The 17075-nt window shown below is 45.1% G+C and carries 17 protein-coding genes and 1 riboswitch; of the genes, 13 read left to right on the top strand and 4 right to left on the bottom strand.

The features are described from left to right. Positions 1 to 160 precede the first annotated feature (160 nt). The 3 genes from AC2Q9J_RS04125 to AC2Q9J_RS04135 all read left to right on the top strand — a co-directional run bounded on the left by AC2Q9J_RS04125 (position 161) and on the right by AC2Q9J_RS04135 (position 4349). On the top strand, positions 161 to 1411 hold the full coding sequence (locus tag AC2Q9J_RS04125; RefSeq protein WP_499037439.1) for a GGDEF domain-containing protein: 1251 nt from the start codon (positions 161 to 163) through the stop codon (positions 1409 to 1411). 275 nt (positions 1412 to 1686) lie between these two features. Beyond that, the gene (locus tag AC2Q9J_RS04130) at positions 1687 to 3231 is read left to right on the top strand and encodes a malate:quinone oxidoreductase (protein ID WP_499037441.1); all 1545 of its coding nucleotides are present in this window, start codon (positions 1687 to 1689) and stop codon (positions 3229 to 3231) included. 779 nt (positions 3232 to 4010) lie between these two features. Beyond that, the gene (locus AC2Q9J_RS04135) at positions 4011 to 4349 is read left to right on the top strand and encodes a hypothetical protein (RefSeq protein WP_499037443.1); all 339 of its coding nucleotides are present in this window, start codon (positions 4011 to 4013) and stop codon (positions 4347 to 4349) included. 76 nt (positions 4350 to 4425) lie between these two features. Here the strand turns inward: AC2Q9J_RS04135 and AC2Q9J_RS04140 are convergent, their stop codons facing one another. Beyond that, positions 4426 to 4977, bottom strand: coding sequence for an ECF transporter S component (locus AC2Q9J_RS04140; protein ID WP_499037445.1), 552 nt, complete (start codon positions 4975 to 4977; stop codon positions 4426 to 4428). A 249-nt stretch (positions 4978 to 5226) separates the two neighbouring features. Here AC2Q9J_RS04140 and AC2Q9J_RS04145 point away from each other — a divergent pair, with 249 nt between their 5' ends. The 4 genes from AC2Q9J_RS04145 to AC2Q9J_RS04160 all read left to right on the top strand — a co-directional run bounded on the left by AC2Q9J_RS04145 (position 5227) and on the right by AC2Q9J_RS04160 (position 9288). Further along, a complete protein-coding gene (locus AC2Q9J_RS04145; RefSeq protein WP_499037447.1) occupies positions 5227 to 7296 on the top strand; it encodes a GAF domain-containing sensor histidine kinase in 2070 nt (689 codons plus the stop codon). A gap of 12 nt (positions 7297 to 7308) precedes the next feature. Then, a complete protein-coding gene (locus AC2Q9J_RS04150) occupies positions 7309 to 7800 on the top strand; it encodes an LURP-one-related/scramblase family protein (RefSeq protein ID WP_499037449.1) in 492 nt (163 codons plus the stop codon). Beyond that, on the top strand, positions 7797 to 8354 hold the full coding sequence (locus AC2Q9J_RS04155) for a GNAT family N-acetyltransferase (RefSeq protein WP_499037452.1): 558 nt from the start codon (positions 7797 to 7799) through the stop codon (positions 8352 to 8354). The genes AC2Q9J_RS04150 and AC2Q9J_RS04155 overlap by 4 nt, the downstream gene beginning before the upstream one ends. A gap of 475 nt (positions 8355 to 8829) precedes the next feature. Beyond that, positions 8830 to 9288: a hypothetical protein gene (locus AC2Q9J_RS04160; protein ID WP_499037454.1), complete on the top strand. Its 459-nt coding sequence runs from the start codon at positions 8830 to 8832 to the stop codon at positions 9286 to 9288. 258 nt (positions 9289 to 9546) lie between these two features. Here AC2Q9J_RS04160 and AC2Q9J_RS04165 read toward each other — a convergent pair whose 3' ends face one another. Further along, complete coding sequence (locus AC2Q9J_RS04165; RefSeq protein ID WP_499037456.1) at positions 9547 to 10008, bottom strand: PH domain-containing protein; 462 nt, start codon at positions 10006 to 10008, stop codon at positions 9547 to 9549. Positions 10009 to 10196: 188 nt separating this feature from the next. Continuing rightward, a riboswitch (TPP riboswitch) is annotated at positions 10197 to 10299 on the top strand. 88 nt (positions 10300 to 10387) lie between these two features. Between AC2Q9J_RS04165 and tenA the strand changes: the two genes are divergently transcribed. The 5 genes from tenA to thiW are packed head-to-tail and all read left to right on the top strand — an operon-like array spanning position 10388 to position 13813. Continuing rightward, positions 10388 to 11083, top strand: coding sequence for a thiaminase II (tenA, locus tag AC2Q9J_RS04170; protein ID WP_499037459.1), 696 nt, complete (start codon positions 10388 to 10390; stop codon positions 11081 to 11083). Then, complete coding sequence (gene thiM, locus AC2Q9J_RS04175) at positions 11073 to 11885, top strand: hydroxyethylthiazole kinase (protein ID WP_499037461.1); 813 nt, start codon at positions 11073 to 11075, stop codon at positions 11883 to 11885. The genes tenA and thiM overlap by 11 nt, the downstream gene beginning before the upstream one ends. Continuing rightward, positions 11861 to 12694 carry a bifunctional hydroxymethylpyrimidine kinase/phosphomethylpyrimidine kinase gene (thiD, locus tag AC2Q9J_RS04180; RefSeq protein ID WP_499037463.1) on the top strand — a complete coding sequence of 278 codons (834 nt, stop codon included), beginning with the start codon at positions 11861 to 11863 and terminating at the stop codon, positions 12692 to 12694. The genes thiM and thiD overlap by 25 nt, the downstream gene beginning before the upstream one ends. Next, positions 12684 to 13328, top strand: a complete 645-nt coding sequence (gene thiE / locus AC2Q9J_RS04185; RefSeq protein WP_499037465.1) for a thiamine phosphate synthase — start codon at positions 12684 to 12686, stop codon at positions 13326 to 13328. Before thiD ends, thiE begins: the two co-directional genes overlap by 11 nt. After that, the gene (gene thiW, locus AC2Q9J_RS04190) at positions 13325 to 13813 is read left to right on the top strand and encodes an energy coupling factor transporter S component ThiW (RefSeq protein ID WP_499037467.1); all 489 of its coding nucleotides are present in this window, start codon (positions 13325 to 13327) and stop codon (positions 13811 to 13813) included. Before thiE ends, thiW begins: the two co-directional genes overlap by 4 nt. A gap of 79 nt (positions 13814 to 13892) precedes the next feature. Here thiW and pgeF read toward each other — a convergent pair whose 3' ends face one another. Next, positions 13893 to 14654 carry a peptidoglycan editing factor PgeF gene (gene pgeF / locus AC2Q9J_RS04195; protein ID WP_499037470.1) on the bottom strand — a complete coding sequence of 254 codons (762 nt, stop codon included), beginning with the start codon at positions 14652 to 14654 and terminating at the stop codon, positions 13893 to 13895. A 91-nt stretch (positions 14655 to 14745) separates the two neighbouring features. Then, on the bottom strand, positions 14746 to 15453 hold the full coding sequence (locus tag AC2Q9J_RS04200; RefSeq protein WP_499037475.1) for a Na-translocating system protein MpsC family protein: 708 nt from the start codon (positions 15451 to 15453) through the stop codon (positions 14746 to 14748). A 254-nt stretch (positions 15454 to 15707) separates the two neighbouring features. On the opposite strand from AC2Q9J_RS04200, the gene AC2Q9J_RS04205 reads away from it, so the two are divergent. After that, a complete protein-coding gene (locus tag AC2Q9J_RS04205; protein WP_499037478.1) occupies positions 15708 to 16823 on the top strand; it encodes a GGDEF domain-containing protein in 1116 nt (371 codons plus the stop codon). Positions 16824 to 17075: the final 252 nt, after the last annotated feature.

A 17075-nucleotide genomic window follows, 5' to 3' on the forward strand; every position in this document is an offset into this window, starting at 1 on the left:
TTCCTGAAAGCTTGGCTAAGCCCGCAACTTGAAATTTTCAGGTTGCGGGCTTCAATATATTCTTCTTCTGCCGATAAAATAGTAAAGGAATAAAATCAAGAGCAGCAAAATAATTTCAGGTATACAAAAAGCGATTCCAAATGCAGAAAGAAGTTGCGCGATGAACAAACAGAATTTACATATATTCTTTCTTTTTTTTATCAGCATATACATTGCTGTCTTCTCACAAATGCTGGATGCGTCCACGTCCCATTTTTTATTGGCAATTGGCATATTCGTATTCTTTTCGGTTGTTTATTCCCAGCAAAGAATCAAAATACAATATAGCGGAACAGAACTGGATTATGCAATCAACTACGGAATGGCGATCGCCTTGTTTGCTGGGCCGTTGGGAGTCGTCATTTACGAAGTTTCATACCAGGTACTGGTCCATTCCATTAAAAAATGGAGATATCCGGATTACAGGAAACCCTTCCTGTATATTTTTTATAATATCTCCATCTACAGCTTCGCGAATATTACTTGTTATTATTTATATGGATTATTTGAGCCTTATTTTTCAAATATCCCTTTCGGCTTTTGGCTGCTATTTGCCGTCCTGGTATTTATCACGAACTTCCTGACAGATACCTTTATTCTCACTCATTTTATTTTCACCCAAAAAATCAGCAATTTGAAAGAAGCTATTCATTTCTATGATAATTGGAATGTCCTCGACCTGGGGAAGACAGGCTTGATCAACGGCTTTTTGTTTATATTTCTGGTGGAAGGCCAGTGGGAATTGCTGATTGGGATTTTTGCCTTGAATTATTTTGTGAGCCAATCCATTTTCCCTATAATACAGAATTTAAAGGACAAGGGCGACAGGGATAAATATATGGAATTGGCATATCGGGACGCTTTGACGGGTGCAAATAATCGCGCGTTCATGGATTTGAAAATGGAGGAACTCAGCAATAAAGGGGAAACCTTCGGGATTGTTGTTGCTGATATCGATCGCTTCAAAACAGTGAATGATACTTACAACCATGCGGTGGGCGATGAAGTGCTGAGACATTTTACGGCATTTCTGAAGAGCCATTTGCGGGAAGACGATTTATTGTTCCGAAGCGGCGGAGAAGAATTCACATTATTTTTACGGCAAAGCACTTTCGAAGAAATTTGTGAAAGGTTGGAACGCCTAAGAATCGATTTGAATGACAGCTATGTCGTGACAGATTTCAATGAAGAAGAAGTAAAGATCTCCTACACGGCTTCGTTTGGATTATATTATAAAAAATTCAATGACCATCCGTCGATAGAAAAAGGATATATTTACGCGGACAACCTGCTATTTAAATCAAAGCGTTCAGGACGCAACCGCATCACTGCAGAAAACAGCATGGAATCGAATGAATTCGTACACCGGTAAATTCCCGCGGGATGAAATTGGAATTGCGGGTTTTATTGGCGCAGCTTGGAAATTTCACCTCCAAACCCTATAAAATAGGTAGCTTTTCTTTATTGCAGCCTGGAAATGGTATATAATTATCATTTAGAAGTAGAACTATTTACTTTATGGCAAGTTGCGATAGATTTTACGAAAAACTGAGGCAAAGAGATGACTTCCGGAAGTACTGGCTTGAGCACGAATGAGGCAGGATGGCCGGCATTTTTTTGCAAATATATGGGATAAGGAAGGGTATAATGAGCAGTGTACCAAAGAAAACAGACGTTATCTTAATCGGAGCCGGCGTGATGAGCGCGACATTGGGCTCAATGTTGAAAGAGCTGTCACCGGACTGGGAAATCAAAGTATTTGAGAAGCTCGAAAAAGCCGGAGCGGAAAGCTCCAATGAGTGGAATAATGCAGGTACAGGACATGCGGCGTTATGCGAATTGAACTACACGCCTGAGAAAGCGGACGGCTCGATCGAGATCGATAAAGCGATCAAAATCAATGAACAGTTCCACCTTTCCAGACAGTTCTGGTCGTTCCTTGTAAATAACAAACGCATCAGCAATCCACAGGACTTCATCATGCCGATTCCTCATATGAGTATGGTGCAAGGTGAAAACAATGTGCGATTCCTGAAAAATCGTTTTGAAGCGTTGACGCAGGTTCCATTGTTCAACGGTATGGAATTCACGGATTCTCCTGAAAAATTGAAAGAATGGTTCCCGTTAATCATGGAAGGCCGTACGACACCAGAGCCGATCGCGGCAACAAAAATCGACACTGGAACAGATGTTAACTTCGGCGCATTGACTGAAATGCTGTTCGAATATCTGGAGCAGGAAAACGTCGAAGTGAATTACGAGCATACCGTCAAAAACATCAAACGTTTGAGCGACGGCACGTGGGAAGTCAAAGTCCACGATGTGAAAAACGACAAAATCGAATACCATACATCAAAATTCGTCTTTATCGGCGGCGGCGGCGGAAGCTTGCCTTTATTGCAGAAAACAGGCATTCCAGAATCCAAGCAAATCGGCGGATTCCCGGTAAGCGGCTTGTTCCTTGTCTGCAACAAACCGGAGCTTGTCAACCAGCACCACGGTAAAGTCTACGGTAAAGCGAAAGTCGGCGCACCGCCGATGTCCGTGCCGCATTTGGACACGCGCTATATCGACAATAAAAAATCATTGCTGTTCGGACCATTTGCAGGCTTCTCACCGAAGTTCCTGAAAACAGGCTCGAACATGGACTTGATCGGATCGGTTAAACCGAACAACGTCTTGACGATGCTTGCAGCTGGAGCAAAAGAAATGGGCTTGACGAAATACCTCGTTCAGCAGGTTATGCTGTCAGATGAAAAACGCGTCGAAGAATTGCGCGAATTCATCCCGAACGCAAAACTTGAGGACTGGGACGTAGTCGTAGCCGGCCAGCGCGTCCAGGTCATCAAAGACACAGACGAAAAAGGTAAAGGAACACTTCAGTTCGGTACGGAAATCGTAACAGCTGAAGACGGTTCGATTGCCGCACTCCTTGGCGCATCTCCGGGTGCTTCTACAGCTGTGCATGCAATGCTCGAGATCTTCAATAAATGCTTCCCGGAACAAAAAGAAGCATGGGAGCCGAAAATCCGTGAAATGGTGCCGTCTTACGGCGTTTCATTAGTGGACAACCCTGAATTGTTCAAGGAAATCCATGAAATGACCGACAAAGCGCTTGGTTTAAACAACACTGAAGTTGATACGAACGAAACAGTCGGAGCAGGAGCGAAGTCTGTTAAAGAAAAAGCGTAAATAGACGAATGAAGGAGAAAGTCCCGGATGGGGCTTTCTTCTTTTTTTGGTTTGTGTGCGGTGAGCGGGATTTATGTGCGGTGGGTGAGATTTATGTGCGGAGAATGAGATTTATGTGCGCAGTAACAATTATGTGTTGGGTTTAGTAAATTTACGCAGTCTGTAAAGGGTAGTCGAGCTTTCAAATCCCCACACCAAAGGTCAAAAGCCTGGAGCGGATGTTTTTCGCCACGCGAAAAACTCCAATGTCTTAAAGGGAGCTTTCGCGAACGCGAAAGCTTTTCATTTTAAAGCTTTTAATTCACCAATAAAGGGATTCACGTAAAATACGTAGAATTACTATAAAATGGTAATCTAAGTGGTTGGCTATTTCATTATTCAACTAGCGAAACAAATCAGCATAATAGGAATAAATATCTCAGATCAGGATTTTGTTAAAGGAGAATGTTATGAATAGAAAAATGGGCATTGCTTTGATTGTTTTTGTCTTTTACTTGATATGGCTGTACTTAGCAATATATGAATCTTCAATAGTGCATTGGTGGTCAGTCAATGAAGTAAAACAGACAACTGCAGATTCCGTGCAGATAGGTGTCTCTTTCATAAAGGTATTAGGTGGGACAATTCTATTTGTTGTTAGTGCCTTTATATTTTATTTGTTAACGGGAAAAAGGAGTTAAAACTTACTATGCAAGCGAGGCTTTAGGTTGATATTCATTATTTCGGTACAAGCAATTAACAGCCATTAAAGAGCAGATCATATAAGGGAGCGAGACTGAATGGAGTTCAAACTTGGGAGCGGGACGCTTATGCTGCCTTCTTTGCATGTCATGATTATGGCAGCAATTATTATTTATCTATTGGTAAAGTGGAGCAAGGAACTGGAGACACGCCAGTTTACGGTTTATTTTTATTTCTTGATCAGTGCTTACATCATGCCGATCTACTCCCGCTATTCCGAACAAGACGGTGAGTTCCAGCTTTGGTTTCCCGCAGGGTTTGCCGTCGCCTTCTTTTATTTATTCCGCAGTGAAAGGTATCATACAGCTAAGATGAAAGCCTGTATCCTAGGGCTTGGCATTGCATTCTACCAGATCATTCGCCATTACATAGGATAGAATGAGTAAGAATTTTTCTGTACATAAAAAGGAGAAAGCTGCCGTCACGGAAGCTCTCTCCTTTATTGATTTATTCTTAGAAACCTCTCTTGAAGAACGGCACTTTCTTCAATGCGATAACCACCGGAATGGCGACGATGATGCCGACAGCGTTTTGTACGAGGTTGCCCGGGATTGAGGCGGCCGGAATGATCAAATTGCTGTAAATGATGGCTTCACCGATGTAATAGACAGCCAGCATGACCGGCACCGATGCAATGGCTCCGATGATGTTGAATGTTTTGCTGCCGCCCATGCGGCTTGCGGACCAGGCGATCTGGCCGACGATGTAGCCCTGCAGGCCACGCGCGACAAATGAAATCGGCGCCCAGAGTGTCCAGCCGGATACCAAATCGAATAATCCCATTCCGAAAGCGCCGGCAAGCGCCGCTTTTTTAGGGCCGAACAACATTGCGATGATGAACAGCATGGCTGTTCCGAGGTGGACGAGTCCGCCGTTTGCGGCAATAGGCAAACGGATGTTCAGCAGAAGTGTAGCTACGAATACCAACGCAATAGCCATCGACGTCAAGATCAGGTCGAATGTTTTTTTGTTGGAAACAGTTGTTGGGGCAGTTGCTTTTTGCATAAATAATACCTTCTTTCTTCGGCTCTTTTAATCGTCTTACTTTCCTGCTAAGAATAGCAAAGGGTTGACCCAGTTAAAAGTGCCAATTCCGACAAATTCTTAGGGGTCAGTTTAATAAAACAGCTTGACTCGCGTATCTGCGAGTTCTTTTTGGTAAAATGTAGGGAGCAATCGAATCAATGTCAATGTGGAATTGATTTGGGGGATGCATCATTTTAATTTGCACGGTATAGATTGGAGAATACTTGTATGGAGAACGAACAGTCGCGATATTCGAGGCTTGCCAATATCACACAAATCATCAATACGAAACTGGAATTGCAGGAAGTGCTGCAGCAAGTGACCACGGCCATTTCAGAGGAAATCGTCCGGTGCAATTCGGTTGGAATCTATCTGCCCCAAAAAGACGGCACTTATCGCGGGTTTGCAGGGAAACCGGAGCTGATGGGCGGAATGACTCTGCAATCGCAGGTGATTGATCCGGCAATGGACCCTCTCGCAGCGGAAGTGATCGAAACCCGGCAAACCATTTATATACGGGACACGGCGACTGACAGCCGGCCAGACCCGAGATCGGTTGAAGCTTTCCAGATCAAATCGCTTCTGGCGCTGCCGATATCCTTCAATGGGGAATTGTTCGGGCTTGTCTTCCTGTTCGATTCGGGCACGCCGATGAACTTAACGCAGTCGGAGATTGAAAGCGTCGAAGCTTACGTCAATATGGCGGCCGTCGCGATTCAAAACGCGAAATCCATTTCCCAGAAAGAAAAACTGCTCGAAGAAAAGCAATTGCTGCTGGATCTTGCACAGGAGCTGTCGCTTTGTTCGACGATACGGGAAAGCTTGAAAACCTGTTTTGCTTATCTGGATAAAACGGCTCCCGGCTGTGACCTTGCCGCGCATATTATGAAACCTTCTTTGGCCAAAGAAGACAAGCAGTTGGAATTCTATAAGGCAGGCGAAAAGACGGAAACAGAATGGAATGAAAACCTGAAACAGCTCGGTTCGCTGGCCAGCTACACGGAATTGCTGAATGACGCGGTTTTATTGCGGAAGCGAATGCGTTTAGTATTGAAAGGCGATAAGGATTTACTGTTGTTCCCGTTGATTTCGATGGGGAAAGTGCAGGGGGTCATATCAGCGATAAGCTCGCTCGAACGGAAGAATTATATTGAAGATCCGCAGATTCTGCTGGCTCAGTCGATAGTAGACGCCACGGCACCGGTGTTCTCGAATTTACTCTATATGGACCAATTGGAAGTGATGGTCGAAGAACGGACGAGTGCGCTGTACGCGGCAAACAAGCGGGTCAACAGTGTCGTCGAGAGTATTACCGACGGATTTTTCGCGTTGAATAAAAATTGGGAATATGTCTTCATGAATCAGCATCATTTTTTGCCTGGAGGAAAAAAAGCGGAAGATGTGATGGGCAAAAGCATCTGGGAAGTTTTCCCGGAAACCGTAAATACGATGATTTATACTGAATTCCATCGCGCGATGAACGAACGGGTGACCGTGCGTTTTGAGACGCAATCCGACGAGGAAGATTATTGGTATGAAGTTACGGCTTACCCTTTTGATGACGGTATTTGCTGCATGCTCAAAAACGTCAAGGAAAAGAGAAAGTACGAAAAAGAGCTGAAGAGGTTGGCGAATCTCGATTTGATCGGCCAGATGGCAGCGGGAATCAGCCATGAAATCCGCAATCCTATGACGACAGTGAGAGGTTTCCTGCAATTATTGAAAACGGATGAATTATTGGCGCCGCACGCTGGGCATTTCAATCTGATGATCGATGAACTGGACCGGGCCAATGCCATCATCACCGAGTTCCTGTCGGTCGGCAACACGCGCACTTCGGACATGAAGATGATGAATCTGAACACTATCATCAATGACATCTCGCCATTGATAAAAGTCGATACGTTCAATCAAAATAAACATCTTGAGATCTACACACGGGAAATCCCGGATTTATTGTTGAACCATAACGAAATCCGTCAATTGATCATTAATCTATACCGAAACGGCCTGGAAGCGATGGAAGAAGGACGGACGCTGACAATCGGGACCTATGTGGAAAATGATAATTGTGTCGTACTGGCGGTTCAGGACCACGGCTGTGGCATAGATTCTGAAATCATCGAGAAAATCGGCACGCCTTTCTATACGACAAAAGATGAAGGAACGGGTCTCGGCCTCGGCATCTGTTACGCAGTGGCAGCGCGGCACAAAGCTACGATTGAAATTGAAACCGGTCCTGAAGGCACGATTTTCTTCACACGATTTCCTATTGATAAGCCGATTGAAAAAGAATAAGGGGGAATGGCAGTGAGACAGCTTTATATGAAACAGAAAGTGTTTAGTCTAAGCGGCAAATTCACGGTGAAGGACAAGGAACAGCAGGATGTCTATTACGTTGAGGGCAGCTTCCTGCAAATTCCGAAGACGTTTACAATCATGGATCCTGCGCGTAAGGAAATAGCGTTGATCACTAAAAAAACATTCAGTCTGCTGCCGAAGTTTTTCGTAGAAGTGGACGGCCGTGATGTATTGACGATCAAAAAGGAATTCACTTTTTTCAAAGCGAAATACACGATTGATGCTGAAGGCGTCGAAGTGCGCGGCAATTGGTGGGATATGAATTTTGAGGTATTGCAGCACGGCAAAGTCGTCGGCTCAGTCAGCAAGCAATGGCTCACCTGGGGCGATACTTATGAGGTCAAGGTGCTGGACGAAGAGATGGAGCATCTGCTTATTGCGCTTGTCGTGGCAATCGATTGTGTGAAGGCGGATGAAGCGGCTGCGGCTGCGGCGACATGATGGACGGCCGATATATTTTCGAATCAGAACGGCTCGGTTTCCGGAGATGGAAGGATGACGATAGGGGAGCGTTTGCCCACATGAATGCGGATCCGCAGGTGATGGAGTATTTTCCGAACATGCTGACGCAAGCTGAATCCGATGGTCTGATCGAGCGCTTCGAGCAGCATACCGAGGAAAAAGGCTTTGGAATCTGGGCAGTCGAACGCAAGGAAGACGGTGCGTTCATCGGCTTTATCGGATTGCTTGAAGTCGGCTTTGACGCCGGCTTCCAAGGTGCCGTTGAAATCGGCTGGCGGCTGGACAATAAATTCTGGAAACAGGGCTATGCGTCAGAAGGGGCGAAAGCCTGTCTGAATTACGCATTTGGTGTTTTGGGCTTGAACGAAATTGTATCATTTACAGCGACCCTCAACCATCCATCCGAAACGGTCATGCAGCGGATTGGCATGAAAAAAGCGGGCGAATTCGACCACCCGAAACTGGAAGAAGACAGCCCGTTGAAAAGACATGTGCTGTATCGGATCACGGCTGCCCAATACGCCTCGCTATGAGCGAAATGCATTGACTTATTACTGTTTAGGGCTTATTGTTAGAGACGCGATGAGCTCATTTGCGTAAGACGGACAAGCATTCCCTAGAGGAACACGTTGTGGAGCGTGGCTTGGACGCCGCAAATATCGATGCACCCTGCCTTTTGGCGGGGTGTTTTTTCATGGGCGAAAATGTTGGGGTTTTTCCCTTAACACTTTCTTAAAAGTGTCTGCAAATCAGTGAACGTTCGTAAAGTTATTTGATATGTTTACGAACGTTCTTTTTCTATTTTTTCGTTGTTTTAGAAGCGTTCGTAAACGTGTACTTTTGCGAACGGTTTTATTTCCAGAATTGTCTTTCTATTAATTCTAATTTTAAGTATATTTAAATTAGGAGTTAAGAATCTATCTGTGGCTTATTCAACTAACGTGGCGGAAATCTTTAATAAGGATATTCATCTTTGCGGTAAAGTTTCATAATAAAGGGGGCGCAAAATTGAAGAGGATTATTTTAGTATTTGGTTTATCGCTGGCATCCGTTTTTATCTTAGGTGCGTGCGGTAATGTGGAGAAAGCTCAACATATTGAGGTATACGTTATTGAAATATTGGAAGAAAACGCTGAAGGTTTTTCCGAAATGACGGGTTACAAGAAAGTAAATGCAATTACCAATACAGAAGCAAGTGAAAATCATGTGGAAACAGATATTAAAGCGATTGAAGACTTTTATGATACAGAAGGAAATTATATACGAACGGAAATCATCCATTCAAGATTTGATAAATCTCATATTACCAAAGCCGAAGACAGTGAAGAACGTAAGGAAGAAATTAAGGAACCATCAACAATCCTAATTCCCAATGAAAGTATGGAAAAATTTAAATTATATGATATGACGAAGGAAGAGAAAGAAAAAGTAAAAGAACATGTATTATCTTTTATGGATATGCTATAAGCCATATTTTGCTTCGAGTGTTTTAGCGGAATAAAACATTATTGCTAAATGGAAGTTCAAATTTTTTATTTTATAACAACAATAAACTTTAACGTAGCCAAATTTTACAAATAGAAACAAAGGACTTACTATTCTTCATTGAATCAGTTTACATATCAATACGGTATCGGAAACCGCACAAATAGAAAGTGCATTCTTTCGAACAGTCGATTAGCAGGCTTGTTAAAGGATTTTTAAATTAATTTATAATAAGTTAAATTATTTCTTCTTACTACCTTTAAAATTGCTATCAATTTTTATATTCGGATTTTGCTTTCTTAATTGTGATATAAATTCAATTTTATTTTTGGGTGAAACCCCTATGGTGTTAAATCTTCCATAATTAATTTCTATTTTATCCATAGACAAAGCAGGATCTGTAAAGGGGTTTTTAGTCTCTCTTACACTATGGAGACCATCTATTTCGATTTCCCGCTTAAAAGGACCGTATTGAATTTTAAGAAATTTATCTTGAATTGTATATCCCGTCCTAAACCATATCCACATGAGACAAAAACCAATTGGAAATAAAATAATAATTTTAATCCATTGCTTATCCAGAAAATCTGGAGTCATCCAAACTCCAAAGTCCGGGAAAAAAACTGGAGGAACAATAAAGAGTATTGAACCCACCCAAAGTATAATCGACATCCACACATCTTTTTTCGAAGGAAAATACATTTTATTCACTTCCTTTCACATATTGATAAGAGAATAAATATTCTTTTTCTATTATTTACGATTTGGAAATTAATCAGTTTCGTTAATTTATCATTTTTATTCCATTCAAAAATATATTTGTGATTTTTCTGACTATGTGATAATCTTTGAGGGAACAACTGAAGAACAACTGAAGAACAACTGAATACATGCACCACTGGGGGAGCCGGTTACCGGCTGAGACGAGCAATGCTCGGACCCTTTGAACCTGATCTGGATCATACCAGCGGAGGGAAGTGGGCGAGCGTATGCCGGATTTCTCTATTCCTTTGCGTATATGATTGCCGCTTTCCTTTACTGGAAAGCGGTATTTTATTTTGCCTGAAAGGGGCTGGAGAAGATGAAATTTACACAGGAAGTGCGGCAAGAGTGCGAGGGGTTATGGCAGGCGAGTTTTGATCATCCGTTTGTGAGAGGGATTGCGGACGGCAGTTTGCCGGTGGAGATATTCCGCTATTACGTTATGCAGGACGCTTATTATCTGACGAATTTTGCGAAGATGCAGGCGGTCGGTGCACTCAAAGCGCCGGACCTCGCCACGACGAAAAGCTTTGCGCATCATTCAGAGCAGACGTGCGCGGCGGAAATGGCGCTTCATGAATCATTCATGGGCATGCTCGGGGTAACAGAGGAAGATTGGAAAAAATTTGAACCGTCTCCGAGTGCCTATGCTTATGTGTCGCATATGTACCGCGCGATGGAAGGGGATCTGGCGGATGTGGTCTCGACGATTCTGCCTTGCTACTGGCTTTATTATGAAATCGGGGAGCGCTTGAAAAATGCCGAGCCTGATCATCCGATTTACGACCGGTGGATCGAGACTTATGGTTCGGAGTGGTTCGGGGAATTGGTGCAGGAGCAGATTGAGCGCATGGACCGTTTGGCGGAAGGGCTGTCGGCCGAGCGGCGGCAGGAACTGAAGGACCGCTTCCGTCGCAGCAGCTATTACGAATGGAATTTCTGGCAGCAGGCCTGGACGATGGAGACGTGGGAATTGCCGGCGCAAGTAAAGGAAGGTGTAGGATATGATCAATAAAATCCGCAGCGAAAATCCGATCATCCATTGCATCACGAATCACGTCGTATCGAATTTCCAGGCGAACGGGCTGCTGGCAATCGGCGCTTCGCCGATCATGGGCGAAGCACAAGAAGAAGTGGAGGAACTGGTCGCCATTTCCCGCGCATTGTCATTGAATATTGGAACCTTGAATAAAGACACACTGGAAAGCATGATGCTTGCCGGGAAAAGAGCGAATAAGGAAAAAATCCCGGTTATTCTAGATCCGGTGGGAGCAGGAGCGACCACTTTTCGGAGAGAAGCCGTCCAGAAGATTTTAACGGAAATCGATGTCCAGGTGCTGCGCTGCAATGCGGGTGAACTGGCTGCAATCGGCGGTGTGGAATGGTCGTCTAAAGGCGTCGATGCCGGTTCGGGCAATATCGATCTGGAGGAACTGGCGACCCGAGTAGCTAAAGAATATAGTTTGGTTGTGGCAGTGACAGGCGAGACCGATATCGTGGCCAACGGTTCGCGGGTGGAAAAAATTGCAGGCGGCGACCGGATGATGAGTTCTGTAACCGGCATGGGGTGCCTGCTCAGTGCTGTCACTGCCGCTTTCACGGCAGTGTCATCTGATGATCCAACAGCTGCTGCGATTGAAGCTCTCAAGTTTTACGGTGCGGCCGGTGAAAAGGCAGCAGCCACTTCGGAAGGACCCGGCAGTTTCCGCGACACATTCCTGGATGTTTTATTCGGCATGGAAATTGAAGAAAACAGCTTCGGCTTTGAAAAAGAGGAAGGAGTGGATGTGCTGTGGCAGCGATCAAGCAGGTATTGACGATTGCAGGTTCGGATTCCGGCGGTGGAGCGGGTATCCAGGCGGATATCAAGACATTTCAGGAACTCGGTGTTTTCGGGACATCGGCTATTACAGCGGTAACGGCGCAGAATACATGCGGCGTGTATGGGGTCTATCCCATGCCTGCTGGCGCAGTAAAAGCACAGCTTGATGCAATCGGAGCGGATTTTGCCATTGCGGCCGTGAAAACGGGGATGCTCTTCGACGCTGAAATCATCGCTGAAACGGCGGCGGGAATCGAACGGCACGGCTGGCATAACCTCGTCGTGGATCCGGTGATGATCGCAAAAGGCGGGGCAACGTTGCTGCAGGGAGAAGCGCTCGAGGCGATGCGGACATTATTATTGCCATTGGCAGCGGTCATCACACCGAATATCCCGGAAGCGGAAATGCTGAGCGGCATGGAAATCCATGGTGCAGCAGACCGGAAAAGAGCGGCTGAACAGATTCTCGCTTTTGGCGCGAAAGCAGTCGTCATCAAAGGGGGACATGCTGATAATCCGTTGATTGCGGAAGATTATTGTCTCGATCAAACCGGTGAATCATTTGTATTGCGCTCTGCGCGCATCCATACGCAGCAGACACACGGCACGGGCTGTACATTCTCAGCCGCTTTAACAGCTGAACTGGCTAAAGGGCAAACTTTGCCGGAAGCTTTGGTGACGGCGAAACGGTTTATCCAGTCGGCTCTTACACATCAATTGCATATCGGTGCGGGGCACGGTCCGACAAACCACGCCGCTTTCCGCCAATTTGCAACGGAAGGGGATGTGCAATTTGTTCAATAAACCCTCTGTTTATTTCATCATGGGCACGCAGAATGCTTCAGGAAAAGACCCTTTAAAAGTGTTGGAAGGAGCTTTAAAGGGAGGCATCACCCATTTCCAGCTTCGTGAAAAAGGAATGGGAGCTTTGCAGGGGCAGGATTTGCTGGAGTTCGCGGAAAAGTGCCGGGATTTATGCGTCATTTACCAAGTTCCTTTTTTAATCAATGATGACGTTGAATTGGCGTTAGCAGTCGGTGCTGACGGAATTCATATCGGACAGGAAGATATGGATTGTGGACAGGCGCGGGCGTTGATCGGGAAGGAAAAGATGCTCGGTGTTTCTGTACATTCACTCGAAGAAGCAAAAATTGCTATCGATGCCGGTGCGGATTACCTCGGCATGGGTCCGGTTTACGGCACGCAGTCGAAATCGGATGCGAAACGGCCGGCAGGCACTGCAGGCATCAAAGAAGTCACCAGGCATTTTCCGCTGACGCCTGTTTTTGGAATCGGTGGCATCACGCCGCAAAATGCGCCGGCAGTTTGGCAGGCGGGCGCATGCGGTGTTGCCGTCATTTCGGCACTGTCGGGGGCTGACGATATCGCTTTGCAAATCGCGCATTTCAAAGATTCATCTAAAGGGGTGTTGATATGAACACAAAAAAGCTTGTCGTAATGTCAATGTTCGTAGCACTGGCAGTCGCAGGTTCGGCGTTTGTATCGTTCCCGGCAGGAATCGCACGCGCCTATCCGATTCAGCACGCCATCAATGTCATCGCGGCTGTGCTTTTCGGACCAATCCCTGCCGTAACGATAGCCTTTGTGACAGGGGTCGTGCGGGTGCTGACAGGCACCGGATCGCTATTGGCGTTTCCTGGCGGCATGATCGGAGCATTGTTTGCGGGTGTACTATATAAGATGTCTGGCCGCATTGGATTGGCGGCAGTGGGCGAAATCATCGGCACCGGCATCATCGCATCACTTATCGCAGTGCCATATGCCAAACTATTGATGGGCACTGAAACTGCTGCGCTATTCTTCATGCCGCCGTTTCTTGTATCGAGTATCAGCGGCGCGATATTGGGGGTAGTGCTGGTATACAGATTGGAAAAAACGAAAGCGAAGGAATTATTGTATTGAAGGACTTTAAATAGAGGCCTTTTAAAATAGCAAGGTCTGCTATAATAGTGCAAAAAAAAGAGCTTGAGCGATATTATGCTCAAGCTCTTCTGACGATAAAGCCCATATGCCGACCGCTTTTTCTGTCTTCGCGATAGGAAAATCCTTCGGGATTCATAAACGTGCATGTCTGGTCGATTGAAATATGGCCCGTAGGAATTCCCGCCAGTTCACATTGCTTTTTGACGGTCAGCTGGTTATCGATATGGTATTTGCCGGTTTCCGCGTTATGGTACATAAAATCATCCGCATAGCCGAGTGCTTTGAATTTCAAATAAACATCTTCGTCCACTTCGAATTTTTCCTGGCTCAACGCAGCGCCGATCTGGACATGGAAATCTTCCGGGCTGCAATCTTCCTCTTCCTTCAAATGTTCAACAAGCTTTCTGGTGACTTCTTTGACGGTGCCCTGCCAGCCGGAATGTACGGCGCCGATGAGACCTTTGGTTTCATTATACAAAAGGACCGGCACGCAATCGGCTGCGAACGTGCATAGAAGAACATCGGTTTCGTAAGTGTAAAGCGCATCGGTATTTTCCACTGCATGCCCGGTGTCAGTGGAGCCGCGTCCTTTGTCTGCAGCTTCGACGCGGTGGAAATTAGCGCTGTGCGTCTGGTTGGCGCACACGAAATCGGTCAAAGTGAGACCGAGGAAGTCCGCCAGTTTCCGGCGATTTTCCACAATCAGCAAAGGATCGTCACAGGTATGGAGCGCCATATTATTAAGTTCGAATTCGTCAGCATCTTTCATCGTGAGGCCGGCTGTCAGATTTGCCGAATTGACATATAGTTTTGTTTTCATATCATCACCTGACTCTACTATATAAGAGGAGGATTTTATTGTATAGAAAAAAGAGGCAATAAAAATCCCGCCCCTTGTGAGGCGGGTGGAATCAATTAATGCTTTTCTTCATGGGTTCCAAAAGCAAAACGATATAGCCGATGTCGTCTTGGAAGTTCCAGTCGAGAAAGACTTCAGTAATATTTCGTCCCAATACTTTTTCGGGATGCGATTCCAGTATTAGCCGCCGTTCCAGCGGTCTTTTGGCGAGTTTAAGGATTTCGGTGTAGCCTTCAGCGATTAACGCGTTTTCAATCCCCACCAGAATGTCGATTCTTTTAACAAGTATAGTCCGTTCATTGAGCCAATAGCTTTGGATGGAACTTGGTGTTTTTTCAGCTCTTTCACTGGCTGTTTCAATCTTTTGTTCGAAAGCTTGTCTATCAACCTCTTCGGGCCATTCAAAATCATTTTCCTGCACTTTTTCATTGACTACACCAATCAATAAACCGGTTTCCTGCTCCAGATTCCAGTCTGCATGAAATTCATGGATATCCATCTTCGCTATGCGCCGCAGGTTTTTCTTTATGTCGTCTTTTAATTCATTGATTAATAGGTCCCGGGTTTCTAAGACCCGCTTCCATTGATTTTGTTTAAGCAGAACGGCTTCCATCGGAGCAACGAATCCGCGGAAATGGATGATGATAAAGGGCTTTCGGATGGTTACATATACGGATGTGGGTCCTTTGCCGAAATGATCTCTCAGCAGTGTCGAAATATAGCCGCCAATTGTAGATTGCACTGTCTTTTCTACAGCCATGGTGATTCCTCCTTGCGTCGGAAACATAAATATCCGAAGTTTTTAAAGTTAATCGTTTTCATAAGTATAGGGGTTAAGTTGGGGAATTGCGAGAAGACTTCTTTTTTTGTGACAGATAGTAAATATCTGGAGGGACAATACTGAATACAGCTGAAAACCATTAAAAATAATATCTTAATAGTAGTATATTATTCCTGTTAGTTACTGATAGAATGAGAACAAAGGTAAGAAAAAAATGCGGAAGTGGGAACCACATGAAAAAGTCGAACCAAAGCGGTTTGGATTATGAATTTTGGGCGAATAAAATTCTTTATTTTTATGGATTGCTGGCCATTGTTGCCATTGGCGGCCAATTAGTCGGTCTGATTGTCACGTTCATTTATTATGCTTCTGATATAGAAGAGTATATTTCAATGCGTATGATTTGGCCGACAAGTTTTATCATAATGATAATTTTTATATCCTGGGTCATGGTGCGGATCTTAAGGATCTTTAATCCCTATATCCTCTTTTTTTCGGGGACGTTACTTGCCGTTGTCATGATTTTGGCCAATCCGGGGCTCCCGGGGCTTCAAATGACTTTGCTGTTGCCGATGGCGATTTCCTTAATCTACTTGAAGAAATTAAAGCTGACCATCAGTTTTTTAACTAACTTTATCGCTCTGATCATCATTTATTTCATAAGTGAAGACAGTCGGGCTGTTATGACGCCATATGAATACTTTGCGTATTTGTTCATTCTCGTGGCCGGTTACATCGTTTACCTGGCAGTGATTGAACGAGGGACGGAAATGCTCACAACATTGCGGCATGCGGCGGAAAAAGAAGAAGAACTGCTTATCCAGAACCGCATCATGGATCGATTATCGAAGACAGATGCGTTGACTGGGCTTTTTAATCATAAAACATTTCAAAACTATTTGGATACGCTGGTTCAGCAGGCGGAAGAGTCAGGGAGGCAGCTGCAATTGGCGGTTTTGGATATCGACAATTTCAAAGGCATTAATGATAACTTCGGCCACAGCAGCGGTGATTTGGTGCTGAAGCATGTAGCGGAAGTCCTGTCGGAAAAAGCGGGTGCGCACGATATCGTTGCGCGTTACGGCGGAGAAGAATTTGCCGTAATTTTTACAGAAAAGTCTTTCGAAGACACATTGGAACTTCTGGAGGAGATGCGCAAAGCAATAGCCGAATTAAAACATCCGGAAATCGCTGAAGGAAGCGTCACGATCAGCGCCGGTTTGCAGAATTACTATCCGGGTCTGTCAAAAAGCGATTTTTTCAAAAAGGCGGATGCACTGCTGTATGATGCGAAGCGGAATGGTAAAAATCGAATTCAGCATAACAGGAGTTATAACTATATTGTCTGATGATTACTTGCCGCTACGCCTTTGGGCGGGAGCGGTTTTTCTTGTCGGGACCGGCTTAGGCCTTTCAGAGCTTAACGGGTGCCGACGCTTTTCTAGTGTCCAGACTCCAACGGCCAACTCCTCGAGTCGTAAGCCCCACTGGCTAGGCGGCTGAGAGAACGCCGCTACGACAGCGTGTCTTACGCTTGTCGGAGCAGGACGGCCGTTTCCGCTTTTCTATAATGGGCCATCAGTTCGATTGTACCAAACCGG

Source organism: Planococcus sp. RAB007_Raresut (genome assembly GCF_057369535.1).